This window comes from Pseudomonas sp. GW821-FHT07F05 (genome assembly GCF_059418765.1).
In genome coordinates this window covers 1-18,533 of record NZ_JBWKQL010000001.1, presented here as the reverse complement: position 1 = coordinate 18,533, position 18,533 = coordinate 1, and the positions used below count along the sequence as shown (strand labels likewise).

Annotated in this window: 17 protein-coding genes, 2 rRNA genes and 2 pseudogenes; 12 read left to right on the top strand and 9 right to left on the bottom strand. The window is 58.8% G+C overall.

All coding sequences use genetic code 11. From position 1 onward, the window contains the following. Positions 1-6: 6 nt before the first annotated feature. Entirely contained in the window at positions 7-615 is a 609-nt protein-coding gene (locus tag AC07RO_RS00105) for a flavin reductase family protein (protein ID WP_192174958.1), read from the bottom strand. Positions 616-797: 182 nt separating this feature from the next. Between AC07RO_RS00105 and AC07RO_RS00100 the strand changes: the two genes are divergently transcribed. The 5 genes from AC07RO_RS00100 (at position 798) to AC07RO_RS00080 (ending at position 4,256) form a co-directional block, all read left to right on the top strand. Further along, positions 798-935, top strand: a complete 138-nt coding sequence (locus AC07RO_RS00100; protein WP_423574088.1) for a hypothetical protein — start codon at positions 798-800, stop codon at positions 933-935. Then, complete coding sequence (aztA, locus tag AC07RO_RS00095; protein ID WP_192174959.1) at positions 932-1,684, top strand: zinc ABC transporter ATP-binding protein AztA; 753 nt, start codon at positions 932-934, stop codon at positions 1,682-1,684. Before AC07RO_RS00100 ends, aztA begins: the two co-directional genes overlap by 4 nt. Beyond that, positions 1,681-2,550, top strand: coding sequence for a metal ABC transporter permease (locus AC07RO_RS00090; RefSeq protein WP_192174960.1), 870 nt, complete (start codon positions 1,681-1,683; stop codon positions 2,548-2,550). Before aztA ends, AC07RO_RS00090 begins: the two co-directional genes overlap by 4 nt. Positions 2,551-2,577: 27 nt before the next feature. Next, the gene (locus AC07RO_RS00085; RefSeq protein ID WP_192174961.1) at positions 2,578-3,465 is read left to right on the top strand and encodes a metal ABC transporter substrate-binding protein; all 888 of its coding nucleotides are present in this window, start codon (positions 2,578-2,580) and stop codon (positions 3,463-3,465) included. Between the two features lie 140 nt (positions 3,466-3,605). Next, a complete protein-coding gene (locus tag AC07RO_RS00080) occupies positions 3,606-4,256 on the top strand; it encodes an HD domain-containing protein (protein ID WP_192174962.1) in 651 nt (216 codons plus the stop codon). 13 nt (positions 4,257-4,269) lie between these two features. Here the strand turns inward: AC07RO_RS00080 and AC07RO_RS00075 are convergent, their stop codons facing one another. Continuing rightward, positions 4,270-4,551 (bottom strand): BrnA antitoxin family protein, encoded by a 282-nt coding sequence (locus tag AC07RO_RS00075; protein WP_495085008.1) that lies wholly within the window; start codon positions 4,549-4,551, stop codon positions 4,270-4,272. A 9-nt stretch (positions 4,552-4,560) separates the two neighbouring features. Continuing rightward, a complete protein-coding gene (locus tag AC07RO_RS00070) occupies positions 4,561-4,782 on the bottom strand; it encodes a BrnT family toxin (protein WP_495085007.1) in 222 nt (73 codons plus the stop codon). 231 nt (positions 4,783-5,013) lie between these two features. Between AC07RO_RS00070 and AC07RO_RS00065 the strand changes: the two genes are divergently transcribed. The 3 genes from AC07RO_RS00065 to AC07RO_RS00055 all read left to right on the top strand — a co-directional run bounded on the left by AC07RO_RS00065 (position 5,014) and on the right by AC07RO_RS00055 (position 7,957). Further along, positions 5,014-5,865 carry an MCP four helix bundle domain-containing protein gene (locus tag AC07RO_RS00065; RefSeq protein ID WP_495085006.1) on the top strand — a complete coding sequence of 284 codons (852 nt, stop codon included), beginning with the start codon at positions 5,014-5,016 and terminating at the stop codon, positions 5,863-5,865. A 17-nt stretch (positions 5,866-5,882) separates the two neighbouring features. Beyond that, positions 5,883-6,671, top strand: a complete 789-nt coding sequence (locus tag AC07RO_RS00060; protein WP_423574095.1) for a methyl-accepting chemotaxis protein — start codon at positions 5,883-5,885, stop codon at positions 6,669-6,671. 119 nt (positions 6,672-6,790) lie between these two features. Then, a complete protein-coding gene (locus tag AC07RO_RS00055) occupies positions 6,791-7,957 on the top strand; it encodes a hypothetical protein (RefSeq protein WP_495085005.1) in 1,167 nt (388 codons plus the stop codon). Positions 7,958-8,079: 122 nt separating this feature from the next. Here the strand turns inward: AC07RO_RS00055 and can are convergent, their stop codons facing one another. Next, positions 8,080-8,721 (bottom strand): carbonate dehydratase, encoded by a 642-nt coding sequence (can, locus tag AC07RO_RS00050; protein ID WP_065991764.1) that lies wholly within the window; start codon positions 8,719-8,721, stop codon positions 8,080-8,082. Positions 8,722-8,882: 161 nt separating this feature from the next. Between can and AC07RO_RS00045 the strand changes: the two genes are divergently transcribed. Beyond that, positions 8,883-9,296, top strand: coding sequence for a serine kinase/phosphatase (locus tag AC07RO_RS00045; protein ID WP_495009162.1), 414 nt, complete (start codon positions 8,883-8,885; stop codon positions 9,294-9,296). A gap of 57 nt (positions 9,297-9,353) precedes the next feature. Here the strand turns inward: AC07RO_RS00045 and rimI are convergent, their stop codons facing one another. The 3 genes and pseudogenes from rimI to AC07RO_RS00030 form a co-directional block, all read right to left on the bottom strand. Beyond that, the gene (gene rimI / locus AC07RO_RS00040) at positions 9,354-9,806 is read right to left on the bottom strand and encodes a ribosomal protein S18-alanine N-acetyltransferase (RefSeq protein ID WP_237254780.1); all 453 of its coding nucleotides are present in this window, start codon (positions 9,804-9,806) and stop codon (positions 9,354-9,356) included. After that, positions 9,799-10,401: pseudogene (locus AC07RO_RS00035) on the bottom strand (energy transducer TonB); the annotation flags it as partial. The gene rimI and the pseudogene AC07RO_RS00035, both read right to left, overlap by 8 nt. An 80-nt stretch (positions 10,402-10,481) precedes the next feature. After that, positions 10,482-10,605: pseudogene (locus AC07RO_RS00030) on the bottom strand (energy transducer TonB); the annotation flags it as partial. Between the two features lie 144 nt (positions 10,606-10,749). Between AC07RO_RS00030 and mksB the strand changes: the two are divergent. Genes mksB through mksF form a run of 3 tightly spaced genes read left to right on the top strand, consistent with a single transcriptional unit; the run spans position 10,750 to position 15,555 of the window. Next, the gene (gene mksB, locus AC07RO_RS00025; RefSeq protein WP_192174971.1) at positions 10,750-12,027 is read left to right on the top strand and encodes an Mks condensin complex protein MksB; all 1,278 of its coding nucleotides are present in this window, start codon (positions 10,750-10,752) and stop codon (positions 12,025-12,027) included. After that, positions 12,017-12,724, top strand: a complete 708-nt coding sequence (gene mksE / locus AC07RO_RS00020; protein WP_122536222.1) for an Mks condensin complex protein MksE — start codon at positions 12,017-12,019, stop codon at positions 12,722-12,724. Before mksB ends, mksE begins: the two co-directional genes overlap by 11 nt. Beyond that, positions 12,721-15,555, top strand: coding sequence for an Mks condensin complex protein MksF (mksF, locus tag AC07RO_RS00015; protein WP_495085004.1), 2,835 nt, complete (start codon positions 12,721-12,723; stop codon positions 15,553-15,555). Before mksE ends, mksF begins: the two co-directional genes overlap by 4 nt. 222 nt (positions 15,556-15,777) lie before the next feature. Here the strand turns inward: mksF and rrf are convergent. After that, positions 15,778-15,893: ribosomal RNA gene (gene rrf / locus AC07RO_RS00010) — 5S ribosomal RNA — on the bottom strand. Positions 15,894-16,039: 146 nt separating this feature from the next. Further along, a 23S ribosomal RNA gene (locus AC07RO_RS00005) occupies positions 16,040-18,533 on the bottom strand; the annotation flags it as partial.

Here is an 18,533-nt window from a genome sequence, read left to right as displayed (position 1 = left end):
TTTGGGTCAGTCAGCGGATCGCTGCAAGACCTTCCCATCCACGCCATCGCCGATTACCAGAAAATGCCCGCCTGCCACATGGTGAAGGGTGCGCAGCGCGTCATGCCCCTCGAAATGCCAGTGCCCTTCGGAGAACACGCGCTCATCCGCCCATGCTGCGACCACTTCGCCAATGAACAGATCATGCGCGCTCTGATTGTGCGGCTCGGGAATCAATCGGCATTCCAGCCAGCCCGCGCAGCCTTCCAGCAACGGCGCTTCAACGTGGGAGCCTGCGAAGGTCTCCAGACCATAAGCCTTGAATTTATCCAGGCCCTGCTCCTGGGAGATCTCCAGCCCTGAGGTCGAGCCGACCGTTTCGACGATATCGATCTGGCTGAGGGTCGGCACGTTGATCACGAACGTGCCCGAGTCTTCGAGCAACTGCCGCGTCCACACCGACTTATCCAGGACGACCGTGACTTTCGGTGGCTGGAAGTCCAGCGGCATCGCCCACGCTGCCGCCATGATGTTGCGCTGACCCTCGTGAGCGGCGCTGATCAGTACAGTCGGGCCGTGGTTGAGCAGGCGATAGCATTTGGCGAGGGGTACCGGACGCCGGTGGGAAGCGCTCATGGGGATCATCCTGACAAAGAGAAAAGTGATCGAAAACTACAGGGTTTATCGCGCCGGGGAAACGCCACCCTCCGCAGCGTGATGGAAACTGTCGCCTGCCTGAACTTCGCCCAAATCGCGCTTTGCAGATCAACCTAAAGGTGATGTAATACTATAACAAAGCATTTCAGGCAGTCCTTTTTGTGAAACGCGATTCCCGGCTTCCTTCCTCCCTTGCAAGATCCGCACTGGCTCAATCGGCCGGCAAACGCGTGTTGATTTCCTTCGCCATGCTGGTCTTGCTGTGGATCGGCGTTGCCTGGGCGGTGGCGATCCCATGAGTGCCGCCATCGACCTCCATGACCTGACACTGACCTACGAACGCCGGCCAGCGGTGCATCACGCCAACGGCCGATTCGCGGCGGGCAGCCTGACGGCGATCGTCGGCCCCAACGGCGCCGGTAAATCCACGCTGATCAAAGCCATCGCCGGCACGCTCAAACCCGCGGTCGGGCGCGTCGAGCGCAATCAGTTGGCAACACGGCATATTGGTTATCTGCCCCAAGCCGCCGAGATCGACCGCAGCTTTCCGCTCAGCGTAGCCGACACCGTAATGATGGGCGCCTGGCGCAGCATCGGGGCGTTCCGGGGCGCCACGCGACAGCATGCTCAACAGGCTCAAGAGGCGCTGGGAGCCGTAGGTCTCGCAGGATTCGAGCAACGCAGCATTAGCTCGTTGTCGTCCGGTCAGTTTCAGCGCGTGCTGTTCGCCCGGCTGTTATTGCAGGACGCCTCGGTGATTCTGCTCGACGAGCCGTTCACAGCGATCGATGCACGCACCACGCGGGACTTGTTGCAGTTGATCCGCACCTGGCACGGCCAGGGCCGAACCGTCATTGCTGTGCTGCATGACATCGAGCAAGTGCGCCAGCATTTTCCGAGCACGCTGTTGCTGGCGCGAGAAATCATTGCCTGGGGCGACACCGCCGACATCCTCAACGACGACAACCTGCGCCGCGCCAAGAACATGGCCGAGCACTGGAACCCTGACGCACAACCGTGCGACGCCGATGCGGAGCAAACGCTGTGACGCTCTATAGCCTCTTGATCCAGCCCTTCGTTGAATTCGGTTTCATGCGCCGCGCCCTGGTGGCATGCCTGGCGCTGGGCATCGGCTCCGGCCCGGTCGGCGTGCTGCTGATGCTGCGGCGCATGAGTCTGGTGGGCGACGCCATGAGCCACGCGGTGTTGCCGGGTGCCGCCGTGGGCTTCCTCTTCGCCGGGTTGTCACTGCCAGCCATGGGCTTCGGCGGTTTGATCGCAGGTCTCGCCGTGGCGTTGCTCTCAGGGTTGGTGAGTCGCTACACAACGCTGCGCGAAGACGCCAGTTTCGCCAGTTTTTACCTGACGTCCCTTGCTGCCGGCGTGCTGATCGTTTCTCTGCACGGCTCCAACGTGGATCTGCTTCACGTGCTGTTCGGTACCATTCTGGCCATCGACGATCAGGCGATTTTCATGGTCGGCGGCATCGCTTCATTCACCTTGATTCTGCTCGCGCTGATCTACCGCCCGTTGATCCTCGAATGCTTCGATCCGGGCTTCCTGCGCGCGGTGGGCGGGCGCGGGTCGCTATATCACGTGCTGTTTCTGCTGCTGGTGGTGCTCAATCTGGTGGCGGGCTTTCAGGCGTTGGGCACGTTGATGGCCGTCGGCATGATGATGCTGCCCGCCACGGTCGCGCGGTTCTGGGCGCGCTCGTTGACCGGCATGATCGTGATTTCGACTGCAGTCGCCACGCTCTCGGGCTTCATCGGCCTGATCGTCTCCTACCACGCCAGCGTCGCTTCGGGCCCGGCCATCGTGCTCACCGCCAGCGCCTTCTACGGGTTCTCACTGTTCTTTGGACGCAGCGGCTTTGTGCGCCGACTGTTCCCGAGGGTTCATCTGTCCGGCTGATCGTTCTCTTACCGCAAGGAAACCACCATGAAACGTTTCACGCTTCTGACCGCCGCGCTGGCGTTGTCGGGCCTGGCCAACTTCGCCCAGGCAAAAACCCTGGAGACCGTCGCATCCTTCACCGTCATCGCCGACATGGTGCACAATGTCGGCGGCGATCACGTGCACGTGACCTCGCTCATCGGGCCCAACGGCGACCCTCACGTCTACGAGCCCACCCCCAATGACGCCCAGGCACTGAAAAAAGCCGACGTGGTGTTCGTCAGCGGTTTGCATCTGGAGGGCTGGCTGGATCGGCTGATCACTGCCTCCGGCTACAAAGGCCAGCCGATCGTGCTGTCTGACGGGATGATGACCCGCAGCATGGAAGAAGACGGCAAGAAGATTACCGACCCCCATGCCTGGAACAGCGCGGTAAACGGCGTCGTTTACGTCAGAAACATCATCAAGGCCTTACAGAAAGCCGACCCGGACAATGCCGCCGATTACAAAGCCAACGGTGAGAAATACATCGTCCAGCTGCAGGATATGGATGCCTACGCCCGCGCGCAGATCAGCGCCATCCCGGTCGCACAGCGCAAGGTGCTGACGTCCCACGACGCCTTCGGCTATTTCGGCGATGCCTATGGCGTGACCTTTCTCTCGCCACTGGGCTTTTCCACTGAAACCGAAGCCTCGGCAGCTGACGTTGGCAAGCTGATCCAACAGATCAAGCAGGAGCACGTCAGCGCCTACTTCTTCGAGAACTCTGGCGACCCGCGTCTGGTGCAACAGATCGCAAAAGCCAGCGGCGCGCACCCGGGCGGCGAGCTGTATGTGGAATCGCTGTCACCTGCAAACGGCCCGGCGGCGACCTACGTGGCGATGTTTCGTTACAACGTGGACAAGCTGACGGCGGCAATGAAAGGCCAGTGATGTAGCGTCGCGACGGCTCACTGATCTCTGCTGCGCAACGTGCGTGGCAGAGGTCCGCGACCGCCATTGCGAACCGGCTGCGCAGGCGCGGGTCAATCTGTATGCTGGCGCACCGTCCGCCGACATCGACAGGATGATCCATGACCGCCCTCTCCTTCGCGCCTTTTCAGTCCCTCGCCGACCTGCTGATTCCCCACACCGTGGCGGAGAGGCTCGACGGCTCCCACGACGTATCCCACCTGCACCGGGTCTGGACCAACGTCTGCGCTATTCGCAACACCGAAGGCGGCGATCATCAAATCCTGCTTGCCGCAACCCTGCTCCACGACTGCGTCTCCGTGGAAAAGAACTCGCCGTTTCGCTCAAGCGCCTCGCGTCTGGCAGCGGCAAAAGCGACGGAGCTGCTCGCAGAGATGGGCTGGGAAGAAGAGCGCACCCAGGCCGTTGCCCACGCTATCGAGTCCCACAGCTATTCCGCCGACATCACGCCCACCTCGCTGGAAGCGAAGATCCTGCAGGACGCCGACCGTCTCGACGCCCTCGGCATGGTCGGCGTGGCACGGCTGTTCTACGTGTCCGGGCGCATGGGCAGCCACCTCTACGACCCCGCCGACCCCCAGGCGCAACAGCGCGACCTGGACGACAAACGCTTTGCCGTCGATCACTTCACCACCAAGATATTCACTTTGGCGCAGGGCTTTCAAACGGCCACGGGGCGCCACATGGCGCAGGTCAGGCATGCACGCGCGGAGCGGTTCTTGATGGAGTTTATGGAGGAGATTGGTGCTTAGGGGGCCTGGAAGGTCATAGCGCTATTTCGGACGGCTCATGGGTTTTTAGCCAGTCTACCAGCGCGGCATTCATTCGCGTCTGCCAGCCCGGTCCTGACGCCCGGAATTGCTCCACCACGCCATGCTCCAAGCGAATGGTAATCCGCTCTCGCACAGCCACAGCACGTGGTCGGCCACGCTTGACCAACTGATCACCCACGTCTTCATCAGCCTGATCGAAGTATGCATCGGACAATTCGGGTGCATCGTCGGGATCAACCCAGTCGATGCCGGTAGAGGTTTTGTTCGCGCTCATTGGCTTTTCTCATGGAAATGATCGGCGAGCCGCGCCGTGCGGTGTCCAGACCAGGACCACCATACGTTCTGACAACAGACCAACCGTGATGTAGCGGGCCTCCCCGTGATCCTGCCGGCAATCTTCGCCGGTCAAATGTCTGCCGGCGAATACCAAGCCGGCATCCCCAAAGTCGAGGCCACGCTTAAGAAGGCTGATGTCGCGTTTTGCGATGTCGAAGATTGTCTGCATTGAATTATTGTATGTACAGAAAATAACTCAACAAGGCCGCCGAGACTCGCAGAGACCTATCCCACAAACAGCGTTGACATTGCCCACCCGACTACCCCCTCACATCATTTTCAATCGCATCATCTGACCGTACCGCAACAATTCCGAAACATCTCCAGCAATGTCATAAAGACATCACGGAACACCTCTATAACCATCTCTCCGGTGTTTTCGTCGATGGGATGGGTGGCAGTGAAAAGGTTATTGCGTCGTGTAGTCCGTCCTTCCTCCAAACCTGCATTCCTGCGTCGTTTCAGGATTACCCAGCGGTTGGTGCTGTGCTTCGGCGTGACCGCGCTGTTGCTGGTGGCGCTCGGTGTGTTCTGCCTGTTGCAGATGCAGAGCATCCGCGATCAGGGCGAAGCGGTTGAGAGCGGGTCGCTGCCCAGTATCGCCATGGCCGACGCGATCGCCATCGACCTGATCAAGTTGCGCGGCGAGAGCGCCAGGCTGATTGCCAATGCCGACGACCCCGGCGCAGTGGTGACCAGCAAGATCAATGTCGAGCAACTGAAGAACGAAGTCGAAAAAGGCTTCGCCGATTATCTCGCCCATGCCACCGACAGCACCGAGCGGGATTCCATCAAGGCCCTGCAAGATGCCTATAACGCTTTCATGCCAGGGCTGCACGACGAAATCGCGCTGATCGAACAACGCAAACTCGACGACGCGCGCATGCTCCTCAACACAATGCTGAGCCTGCAGGGTGACCTGATGGACATGCAGGTGCAGTTGCTGCGCGAGTTGAATAAGCAAAGTGCGGCGGGCACCGTCGACGCGGCCGGCGCGCGGTTCCAGCAGACCCGAATCATTGCCGTCAGCGCCATCGTGGTGGCATTGGTGCTGACGTTGCTGCTGGCGTGGCGATTGAGCCTGAGCATCATTCGTCCCCTGCGTCAGTCACTGCATATCGCCAGCACCATTGCTCAAGGCGATCTGAGCCCGCAGCCGATTCCGGAAGGCAAGGACGAAACGGCTCAATTGCTGAAGACCCTGATCTGCATGGCACGATCGATCAGATTTACGCTGCAGCGGGCCAGTTGAGCCAGTCGGTCCACGAAATGGGCGCGATTGCAGAGGCCAGCGCGAAGAACCTGCAATTGCAGAACGATGAGATCGAACAGGCGGCAGTTGCCGTGAATCAGATGAGTCAGGCTGCCGGAGAAGTTGCCGACAACGCCAGCAGCACGTCGAGCGAGTCGAAGGCGTCCAACGAAGCCGCTGCTGAAGGACGTCTGCGCCTGACTGGCACCATTGATTCGATCAAGGAGCTGACCGACAACGTTCTGGATTCTTCTCACCAGGCCGACGGTTTGGCCGAGCGCACGCTGAGCATCAGCAAGATTCTCGAAGTCATCCGCGCGATTGCCAACCAGACCAACCTGCTTGCACTGAATGCCGCCATCGAGGCCGCACGGGCAGGCGAAGCAGGCCGCGGGTTCGCCGTGGTCGCCGATGAAGTGCGCTCTCTCGCCCAACGCACCAGCGCGTCGACCACCGAGATCGAAACCCTGATCAACGATGTACAGAAAAGCACTCAGGAGACCGCGCAAACGCTACGCGTCACCGCTGCCCAGGCCAATCTGACCCTGGAGCAGGCCGCTGCAACCGGTCACGCACTGACCGTCATCATCAGCGCAACGTCGACCATTAGCGACCGGAACACGCTGATCGCCAGCGCCGCCGAACAACAGGCGCAAGTGGCTAACGAAGTTGACCGCAACCTGAGCAGCATTCGCGATCTGTCGTCGCAATCGGCGTCGGGCGCTCAGCAAACCACGGTGGCGAGCAATGCGCTTTCGATGCTGGCCACCGACCTGAACACGATGGTTCAGCGGTTCGTGCTTTAACGAGCGCGCCATTAAAATGGCCCCGCAGCCATCGTTGCCCATTCCCAGTCATGTCCAAGTGTTTCATCATCGAAACACCACCCACGCAGAGGGGTGTCTACGCCAACAAGGACATGAGCATGAAAAAAACAGCCGCATTGAGCATCGCCCTTACCGCGCTGACGCTGAGCCTCACCGCTCAGGCCGACGTCAACGTCAAACTGGGGAGCAAGGAACGCGTCACACACCTGTTCGCCTACCCGAACAACTGCAATATCATCTGCTTCCGAAACTGGACGCTGGAACAGACCGTCGAGCACTACCTCACGCAAAGCGTCCAGCGTGACGGTTACGCCGCGGCCAAGGTTGCGGTGCACAACGACAACGACGTGATCTACGCCGACATCACCGGCGTGCCGGACGGCTACGACAAACCGCTTTCAGCGCTGCTCGACGCAGGCGACCTGGCCTACGCTGGCGCAAGCAAACTCAACGCCGATAACAAGTTCGCCTACAACTGGTATCTGTTTTTGCCGCTGGGCATGGCGCTGGAAAATCGCAAGAGCGTCGAGCTGCTGCATTTCCCGCCGGACTACTCGCTGACTCAGGCTCAGGACTATCTGTTCTCGGCCACTACCGACCGCTGGTCCGAGCTGCTCACGGATAACGGCATTCCCAAGGAGCAGACGCCTGCTTATCAGACCATCATCGACATCGCGCCCATTGCTGCGCCCTCCAACGCCGGCAAGGACCTCGAGAACGTCTACAGCTACTTCACCGATTACCAGACCAACATGGTCAAGCAGCTGACCCAAAGCGCGGCGGGCACATCGCTGCCGATGGTCGCGTTCGGTGCGCCGGTGCGCGCGTGGCTCAAGCAGCAATACAACGTCACCGTCCCGGTGTTGGGTCTGGCGAGCATCAGTCCGGCAGGCGGGCAAAGCGTCCCTGTGCTGGGTTCGAATCACCCAAGCTATATCTGGAATGCGGCGGACAAAAGCAATTACGGCGGGGACGAAACCAAGGCGGATGAGGCCGGTTTGAAGGTCATGGGCCAGGACCTGAGCGCGGCGTGCTGGCAAGCCGGCATGGGCCAGAAACCGACAAACGACCCGGCGGCGCTGTTGAAGCAGTGCACCACCAACTGGCAGGTGACCAACAAGGTTGAGACCTGCAAGCTGTTCTTCACCACAGTGCGCAAGTTGACGCCGGATCAGGCAGCAGCGAAGTGCCGGACGGGTGAAGTGTCGCGGCAGATCAAGCAGCTGCAAAAGCCGCTGCCGGAAATGAAGAGCGCTCAGCTCTAACACAACGATCCTGCAGGAATGAGCTTGCTCGCGACGTCTTTAACTCAGATCGATGTGACTGGACTAACGCTATCGCGAGCAAGCTCACGCCCACAATTTTGATGGACGCTTGCCCTACCCGATCACTCCCCCTGCGGACGCAAGCGATACTGTGGCGGCAATTGCTCCGGCCCGCTGATGGTCGCGTTCAGACTTTTCCAGCGCCCGTCCTTGATGCCGTAGATGCAGCCGTGGACCGACAACTTCTGCCCGCGATGCCAGGCGTTCTGCACAATGCTGGTATGGCCAACGTTGGCGACCTGCTGAATCACGTTCAGCTCGCACAGCCGGTCGACCTGTTCTTCCTCAGTCGGCAGCTTGGCCAGCAGCTCACGGTTTTCGTAGTACAGATCGCGAATGGTGCGCAGCCAGCCGTCGATCAGGCCGAACTGGCGATCCTGCATCGAAGCACGCACGCCGCCACACCCGTAGTGACCGGTGACGAGAATGTGTTTGACCTTCAGCACGTCGACTGCGTACTGAATCACCGACAGGCAATTGAGGTCTGTGTGCAGCACGACGTTGGCCACGTTGCGGTGCACGAACAGATCGCCTGGCAGCATGCCGACGATTTCATTGGCGGGGACACGGGCGTCCGAACAACCGATCCATAGGAATTCCGGCGTCTGCTGGCGGGCCAGCTTGGCAAAGAATTCGGGGTCTTCTTCCTTGATGGCGGCAGCCCAACGTTCGTTGTTGTCGATCAAGTCTTGTAGTTCGTTCATGCGTTGATGCCTCGGAAATGATGCTCAGCTATGACTGGGGCTCGGCGCTTCGGGTCACGCGGGAAGATCGACCGACCAGCGACGACCGATCAGGAACCGGATGGAATCTTCGCCATGTCGTCCGGTCCACCCATTAGGACCGACATTATTGAGGATTTGCCATGAACGATTCACGCCGTCCATTCGATGCCACTCAACCCGAGCCCATCGATGACAACGAAGACCGCATGGGATCGATGGAAGAGCTCAACTTCAACGACAACAATGAGCCGAGCGGGCGCATTGGCGACATGATTCCCGAAGATGAGCTAGACACATTGATCCCTGATGAACGCGTACGTGAGGCAGGGCTGACCGGTGCATCCACCGAAGATCACAACCCGACCGATGACGACATGAGCCCTGAAACATTGATCCGGGAAGACGGTGCGCGCGGTCCCCGTGAAGCAGGTGAAGATGGCCCGGCTGACCTGGATTTGAGCATCGTTGATGAAGATGACATCGGCGGTGGGGATGGTCTGGACGAAGAAGAAATGGCCATTCTTGATCCGCTGGACGGCAAGCCTGGCGTTTGATCACTGGCTCGACTTATGTGGGGGCGAACCTTGTTCGCCCCACACACCAATCTCGGATTATTCAAACAGCGTGCATGCCATGACGATCGCGTCTTCACGCCCGCCCACTGCCGGGTAGTAGTCCCGACGGCGACCTATTTCGTTGAAACCGTAGCGCTCATACAAACGATAGGCCGACCGGTTGCTGTCTCGCAGTTCAAGAAAGCATTCCCGGCCATTGATCTCGTAAGCGCGCTTCATAAGCTGTTCCAGCAGCATCAGCCCCAAACCACGGCCCTGACTCTCCGGTTTAACGGTGATGTTGAGCAAGTGCGCTTCATCGATGATCACGTTGATCACCCCGTGCCCCACCTGCTGACTGCCTTCGAACATCAGCCATACTTCGTATGACTTCAGCGCATCGATGAAAATGCCCCGCGTCCAGGGATGACTGAAAGCGGCGTATTCGATCTTCAGCACGGCATCCAGGTCAGCTTCGGTCATGCGGCGAAACGTTACTGCGTCATTCATCTACGGTCTTCCAACGGCCCATCAATTGACGCATGGAGCGCCACACTTCGGCCTTTCGCTGCGGCTCGTCCATCAACAGTTCCAGACCCGGCAGCGCCCAGGCTAACCCCAGGCCATCGACCTGGAGTTCAAGATTGTAAGATTCAGCATCCGTTTCAGCCGCGAAACGCAGCGCCGGAAGGCCGATCAGCCATAGGCAGGTGCAAGGTTGTTCCTCGACGCGGGCGTAGAGAAAACCCTGCACGAAATCCCGCGCTGCTTCGGGCCCTTGATCCATTTGCCCACGCACCAGCAGCGGCCAGCGCACAGGCTCACCGATGATCTGCGGGCTGTCCGGCAGACCGGCAGCGCGGAGCATGTCTTTGAGCAACAGATAGGAAGGGTCGCGGCTTTGGAACGGCTCGCCGGTCACCAACTCCACGAGCAACAGGCAACTCCCGGCGCGCAGCAGTTGCAGGGCAAAACGTGGCGGCGGCGCAACCGGCGCTTTCACCACGGCCGGTGCGGCCTCTTCCTCCTGCACCACTTTTGGCTTGGGCGCGCTGGAGGGGCGAGGGATTTCGATCTTTGGCCGCTCGACGGTACGCGCAACGGGTGTCGGCGCGACGGAGGGCGAATCGCGATCCGGCGCGCGAGGCGTATCCGCCTGAATAATCGGCGCAGGCGCCTCTTCAAGCTGCGGCACCGGCGCAAGCAATTCGGGACGCGATGGCGCAGCAAAAGGCAATTCAGTGCGCGGCAGCCAGCTGACCACCTGCATGGCGGTCAGATAAGCGCGACGACGAGGCTCGTTGAGCAAAGGTCAGCTACCTGTGGATAAAGTCAGGCGAAAGATTCTACAGGCCTTCACCGCTTCACGCCGCTGTTGATCGACTGAGGGTGAAAAACGAGCCCGGCGATGCAGTACAATCGCCGCTTTTATTTGCCAGTCAGCGACCATCCGATGATCGAACCTAAGCGCGTCCTGCGCGCCCTTGCCGAACACTGGGCGCTTCTCGAGCCACTCTGCGAGCACTTCGACCAGGGCACTCTGAGCCTGAGCGAACTGCGTTTACAGCTGGCGGCCCAGCAACTGGAAAGCACGCCCCAGGACATCACCACTTTGCTGGACGTCTGGATACGGCTCGACATTCTGGTACCTGTGGCGAAAAGCCCGAACCGTTTCGAGCTGAACGCGCAGATACACGATTTCCTCTCGTACCTGCGCCGCGAGCATCGGCTGGGCTTATGCCTGGAAATCGAAGCGTACCTGCGCCACCTCGAACGGCTGGCCGGCTATATACAGGAAGCCTTCGACGCCCGGGACGCCAATGACCTCGCGCGGCAACTGCGCCTGCTCGACATGCGCGTACGCGACGTCCTGAAGAAGCTCGCCAATGACGAACAGGCCCTTGTGTCCGTGGCCGAACGCGCCAAGACCAGTGACCGGCAGATTCCGCTGCGTCAGCGTTACGCGGAAGTGCTGGCGACCTGGGATGAATACGTGGAGCCGATGATCCAGCTGGTGAACGCCGATGGCGCCTTCGAACAGGGCGTGCGCAAGGTCGAGAACGTGCTGCTGCGCATGCTCACCGATCAGCAACGTCTCGGTCATCTGGTTGACGACGACATGCTCCTGCGCACCCATGCACGCATCCTCGAAATGCAGACCAGCGCGCAACTGACCTTGCGCCACGCGCGTGAACTGCTGCTGCCACTGCGTGAAGAAGCGCGTCGCCACAACGCCGTGACGCGCGGTGCTGCCCTCGCGCTGTCGGCGATTCGTCGACGAGGGCTAGACGCGGTGCCACAAGCGGCGATGCCGATGTTCACCCGCCCGCAAAGCACGTTCCTCGGCAGTGCCAACCAGGTTGAAGCGTACGTGTATGCACTGGCGCGCTTCGAGCCGAAACCAGCACGCTTTCCCAAGGCCAATATCACCCGCAAGGGCGAGCCGCCGCGTGCACCGCGTACGGTCAGGGAAATGGTCGAACGCTGCGAAGACGCCCTGCCGATGCCGGATCTGATGGTCTGGCTTTTGGAACAGGAGCCCACCGGCGCGACTGATGAATTGCTGTATTGGTTTTCGCGGCTGTCGCGAGACAAACGCTTCAAGCGCGAGCGCCTTGAGCGCCGCGAATACCTGACCCAGGAGCACCGCGTCAGCCTGCGCTCCTTCGCCCTGCTCTCGAGCAAAGACGCCACCCCAGAGAATTCCGAGGGCACTGCCCATGCATCTTGATCTATCCGAAATGACCCAGCTGGCGCCGATCTTCCGCGAGCTGTTCAAGGGCTACCACGTCAGCCGCCGCGATCCCGAGCTGTACGCGCAACTGTCCAATCTGCAGGACCAGTACCGCGGCCTGTTCAAGGCGTTGGGCTTCGAGCTGGTCTGCGACACTCGTGGGTTCTACTACTTCGTGCCTGATCTGGCAGCCGCGCAGGTCAACAAGACCGCGCAACGTCTGGCGCTGTTCACATTCATCCTCGTCGAGCATTTGGCCGACCAGGGCCGCGATCCGGTCGCCGTGCTCGATGGCGGCAGCCTGGGCCGTGACGAATTGCCCTCGCTGCTGGAAAAGTACCGCGATCTGTTCCTGCAAGCTGAGGTCCAGACCCAGGAAGAGCTGGAAGAAAAAATCATGCGCCGCATGACCCAGCTGGGATTCGCCGCCGAAGAAGTAGGCATTTATCGCTTCCTGCCGCCGATGCATCGCTTCCTCGACGTCTGCCTGTCCGTGCAGCAGGACCGTGATCTGGCGGCCAGCCTGCACAGCGCACTGCCGTTGCCGGCCCCGGTGCTGATCGACGAAGACAGCGATGAGCGACTGCTGGAAACGGACGACCCGCTGGACCTCACCGAATTCGATGAATCCGCAGAAACCGAAGAGCAAGCGCTAGCCCGGGCGATCGCTGAAGAACAGGAGCATGACGCATGAGCCAGGAACGCTACGGCATACGCCGCTTTGCGCTGCTGAACACGGCCGGTTACAGCCTCGGGTTGTTTCCACTGGAGCATCCGCTATCGGTCTACGGCGCGAATAACCTGGGCAAGAGTGCGTCGATCAACGCTCTGCAGTTCCCGATTCTGGCGCGCATGTCGGACATGAGCTTCGGCAAATACAGCCTCGATCAATCGCGTCGGTTCTATTTCGCTTCTGATACCAGCTACATCCTCGTCGAAGTCTCCCTGCCCCACGGCCCCCATGTGATTGGCGTGGTCGGTCGAGGCCCGGGCGGCGGTTTCGGTCATCAGTTCTTCGCCTATGCCGGCAAGCTGGACCTGGCTCACTACCAGAAGGACGACACCTGCCTGCGCCAGAAAGAGCTGTTTGCCAATCTGGAAAGCCAGGGCCTGAAAGCCTATGAGCTCAAGCCCGATGAACTGCGCCGTTTGCTGGTCGGTGGCCATACGTCGATCCCGCTGGACCTGACGCTGATTCCCCTGCGCTCGACCAGTGAGCAGAGCCTCAAAACGTTCCGGGCGCTGTTCATCAACTTGCTGCACATGCGCGAGATCACCGCTGCCAAATTGAAGCAGCTGTTTCTCGACGCGTTTGAGCACAGCCTGCGTTCCGGCAGCGTCGATTACATCGCCGCGTGTGAAGAAGCCTTCCGTGACGTACGACGCATGGAGCAGGACTACAACGCATTGGTGCTCGCCGGGCCGCTGGTTGAAGCGTTGGCCAATGGCGTGAGACAGCGCGACATCCTCCGCGGCAAGCTGCATCGCCTGTCGCCATTGCTCGACTCGTTGCTGGGCACATGGCAGGACTACTCCAACGCGCGCAAAGAAGAGTTGGTCATCCAAAGCGAGCACTACCGTAACGAACAGGATTCGCTGCAGAACGACCAGCGGGGCAGCACTCAAGAGCTGATGCGACTGGAGCGTGAGATCAGCAACATCCAGCGCTGGATCGGCGAATTGGCGGTGTTGAAGAACCGCTTCGCGCTGGTCGACGACGTTAAAGTCCTGGAACAACAGTTACTGGCTGCAAAAGACGCCCACGATGAACTGGCCGGTGCTCTCGCACAGTCGCGCCAATTCAGCGCCGAGGATCTGGATGAGCGCCTGCGCGATCTGGAAAAACGCCTGAAATCAGTCAAGCAACAGCTCGATCATGCGGACAACAACAGTTATGCCCGCCTCCGCGAAGAGTTCTCGCAGCCTGATGTAGAGCGTCTTATGCGCCTGTTCAACAGCGCGCTGTTCAGCTTGCCACTGGGCGAGCAAGGCATCGCGCTGGATGATGGCGATGCATGGGTCAAATCCCTCGAAGCGATTCTCGATGGGTTCAAGGGCGAACGCTTTGAAGTACCCGGCCTGACTGTCAACCTGTCGAACATCGAGCCACCTGCCCTCCAGGCGCTGGCCGATCGCGCCGCGCTGCGTGATCAGAAGGAACGCCTGGAGAAGGAACTCAAGCAGCTAAAGACTCAACAAGCTGTCGCGGCCGACCGTGCGGCGAGCAAAACCCAGACTGAAGCGTTGTATCAACAGGTGCTGGACGCGCAGAAGGCGCTCGAAGACTTCCGCCGCGCTCAAACATTGAGCGCCGAAGAGGGCGAGAAGCTTGAGCAGTTGGCCCAGATGGAAGCGGCGCAGGATGAGCTCAAGCGCTCCAGTGATGCATTCACCGAGCGCGTTCAACAACTGTCGGCCAAGCTGCAGCTGATCGGTCGTCAGATCGGCGATCTCGAATCCAAGCAACGCACGCTGGATGACGCGCTGCGTCGTCGTCAGCTGCTCCCGACCGATCTGCCATTTGGCACGCCGTTCATGGAGCCGGTTGATGACTCGCTGGAGAACTTGCTGCCACTGCTCAATGATTATCAGGACAGCTGGCAGGGCCTGTTGCGCTGCGATGGTCAGATCGAAGCGCTGTACGCGCAGGTGCGTTTGAAAGGTGTCGCCAAGTTCGACAGCGAAGATGACATGGAGCGGCGTTTGCAACTGCTGATAAACGCTTACGCTCACCGGACTGATGAAGCGCTAACTTTGGGTAAGGCACGTCGTGCCGCTGTGACCGACATCGCTCGGACGCTGCGCAACATCCGCAGCGACTACGACAGCCTCGAGCACCAACTGGCATTGTTCAACCGGGAGATTAACCGCCGGCAGGTTTCCAACCTGGAGAGCTTCCGCATTGTGCTCGCGCCGAACAAGGAAGCGCTCAAGCACATCGACCAGATCATCCACAGCGCCGGTCAGTACGAAGAGGGCGAGACACTGTCGGTGTTTGATCTGAGCCAGAGCGCCGAGCAGGACAACAAGAACGAGGAAGCCAAAGAGTATCTGGCTCGCCTGGTTGCAGCTAACCACAACCAGCTCGGCTTGAAGGACTTGTTCGAACTCGCGTTCGAGATCACCAAGGTTAACAGCCAGCCGGTTATCCACACCGACATCGATGGGGCAGCGTCAAACGGCACGACGATGACCATCAAGGCACTCACCAACATGTACCTCTTGCTGCACCTGATGGATCGCGAGCAGGCTGGACGGATTCGTCTGCCCTACTACCTCGACGAAGCCGCTGACATTGATGAAAGAAACCAGGCAGCGTTGCTGGAAACTAGCCTGCAACTGGGCTTTGTACCGATTCTGGCAAGTGTTAAGCCTCAAGTGTCGGCACATGTGGCCATTGACCTGGAAGGCGGCAGTGGGCCAGCCGGGATCTACATCGACGAAGCAGACTGGAAGTACATTCAACGTCGTGATGGGGCTACTCCGTTAAAAGCGACCCAAGCAGTTGAAACGCTAAGCGAGTAAGTAAGTCGCCTGGTAGCAGAAAGCCCCGCAGTGATGCGGGGCTTTTTTATGGGCGCTGATTATTGGCTGCTTGCTGTTGGCTGTTGGCTGTTGGCTGTTGGCTGTTGGCTGTTGGCTGTTGGCTGTTGGCTGTTGGCTGTTGGCTGTTGGCTGGGCAAATAACTTTTCCGCACCCAAAAACAAAACCCCATCTGCTTTCGCAAATGGGGTTTCGGAATTTAATCTTGACGATGACCTACTCTCACATGGGGAAACCCCACACTACCATCGGCGATGCATCGTTTCACTGCTGAGTTCGGGATGGGATCAGGTGGTTCCAATGCTCTATGGTCGTCAAGAAATTCGGGTACTGACTCGTTCTCTCGAACGCTTCAGCAAATCGGGTATGTGATCAGGGTACAGCTTGTGCGTTCGCAAACTTTCGTCTTCATGCGTCTTCACACACCGCAATCTGCCGTCTTTGTGCAGATTGCTTGGGTGTTATATGGTCAAGCCTCACGGGCAATTAGTATTGGTTAGCTCAACGCCTCACAGCGCTTACACACCCAACCTATCAACGTCGTAGTCTTCGACGGCCCTTCAGGGAACTCAAGGTTCCAGTGAGATCTCATCTTGAGGCAAGTTTCCCGCTTAGATGCTTTCAGCGGTTATCTTTTCCGAACATAGCTACCCGGCAATGCCACTGGCGTGACAACCGGAACACCAGAGGTTCGTCCACTCCGGTCCTCTCGTACTAGGAGCAGCCCCTCTCAAATCTCAAACGTCCACGGCAGATAGGGACCGAACTGTCTCACGACGTTCTAAACCCAGCTCGCGTACCACTTTAAATGGCGAACAGCCATACCCTTGGGACCGGCTTCAGCCCCAGGATGTGATGAGCCGACATCGAGGTGCCAAACACCGCCGTCGATATGAACTCTTGGGCGGTATCAGCCTGTTATCCCCGGAGTACCTTTTATCCGTTGAGCGATGGCCCTTCCATACAGAACCACCGGATCACTAAGACCTACTTTCGTACCTGCTCGACGTGTCTGTCTCGCAGTCAAGCGCGCTTTTGCCTTTATACTCTACGACCGATTTCCGACCGGTCTGAGCGCACCTTCGTACTCCTCCGTTACTCTTTAGGAGGAGACCGCCCCAGTCAAACTACCCACCATACACTGTCCTCGATCCGGATAACGGACCTGAGTTAGAACCTCAAAGTTGCCAGGGTGGTATTTCAAGGTTGGCTCCACGCAGACTGGCGTCCACGCTTCAAAGCCTCCCACCTATCCTACACAAGCAAATTCAAAGTCCAGTGCAAAGCTATAGTAAAGGTTCACGGGGTCTTTCCGTCTAGCCGCGGATACACTGCATCTTCACAGCGATTTCAATTTCACTGAGTCTCGGGTGGAGACAGCGCCGCCATCGTTACGCCATTCGTGCAGGTCGGAACTTACCCGACAAGGAATTTCGCTACCTTAGGACCGTTATAGTTACGGCCGCCGTTTACCGGGGCTTCGATCAAGAGCTTCGCGTTAGCTAACCCCATCAATTAACCTTCCGGCACCGGGCAGGCGTCACACCCTATACGTCCACTTTCGTGTTTGCAGAGTGCTGTGTTTTTAATAAACAGTCGCAGCGGCCTGGTATCTTCGACCGGCATGAGCTTACGGAGCAAGTCCTTCACCCTCACCGGCGCACCTTCTCCCGAAGTTACGGTGCCATTTTGCCTAGTTCCTTCACCCGAGTTCTCTCAAGCGCCTTGGTATTCTCTACCCAACCACCTGTGTCGGTTTGGGGTACGGTTCCTGGTTACCTGAAGCTTAGAAGCTTTTCTTGGAAGCATGGCATCAACCACTTCGTGTTCTAAAGAACACTCGTCATCAGCTCTCGGCCTTGAAACCCCGGATTTACCTAAGATTTCAGCCTACCACCTTAAACCTGGACAACCAACGCCAGGCTGGCCTAGCCTTCTCCGTCCCTCCATCGCAATAACCAGAAGTACAGGAATATTAACCTGTTTTCCATCGACTACGCTTTTCAGCCTCGCCTTAGGGACCGACTAACCCTGCGTCGATTAACGTTGCGCAGGAAACCTTGGTCTTTCGGCGTGGGTGTTTTTCACACCCATTGTCGTTACTCATGTCAGCATTCGCACTTCTGATACCTCCAGCAAGCTTCTCAACTCACCTTCACAGGCTTACAGAACGCTCCTCTACCGCATCATCCTAAGATGATACCCGTAGCTTCGGTGCATGGTTTGAGCCCCGTTACATCTTCCGCGCAGGCCGACTCGACTAGTGAGCTATTACGCTTTCTTTAAAGGGTGGCTGCTTCTAAGCCAACCTCCTAGCTGTCTAAGCCTTCCCACATCGTTTCCCACTTAACCATGACTTTGGGACCTTAGCTGACGGTCTGGGTTGTTTCCCTTTTCACGACGGACGTTAGCACCCGCCGTGTGTCTCCCATGCTCGGCACTTGTAGGTATTCGGAGTTTGCATCGGTTTGGTAAGTCGGGATGACCCCCTAGCCGAAACAGTGCTCTACCCCCTACAGTGATACATGAGGCGCTACCTAAATAGCTTTCGAGGAGAACCAGCTATCTCCGAGCTTGATTAGCCTTTCACTCCGATCCACAGGTCATCCGCTAACTTTTCAACGGTAGTCGGTTCGGTCCTCCAGTTAGTGTTACCCAACCTTCAACCTGCCCATGGATAGATCGCCCGGTTTCGGGTCTATTCCCAGCGACTAGACGCCCTATTAAGACTCGCTTTCGCTACGCCTCCCCTATTCGGTTAAGCTCGCCACTGAAAATAAGTCGCTGACCCATTATACAAAAGGTACGCAGTCACCCAACAAAGTGGGCTCCCACTGCTTGTACGCATACGGTTTCAGGATCTATTTCACTCCGCTCTCCGCGGTTCTTTTCGCCTTTCCCTCACGGTACTGGTTCACTATCGGTCAGTCAGTAGTATTTAGCCTTGGAGGATGGTCCC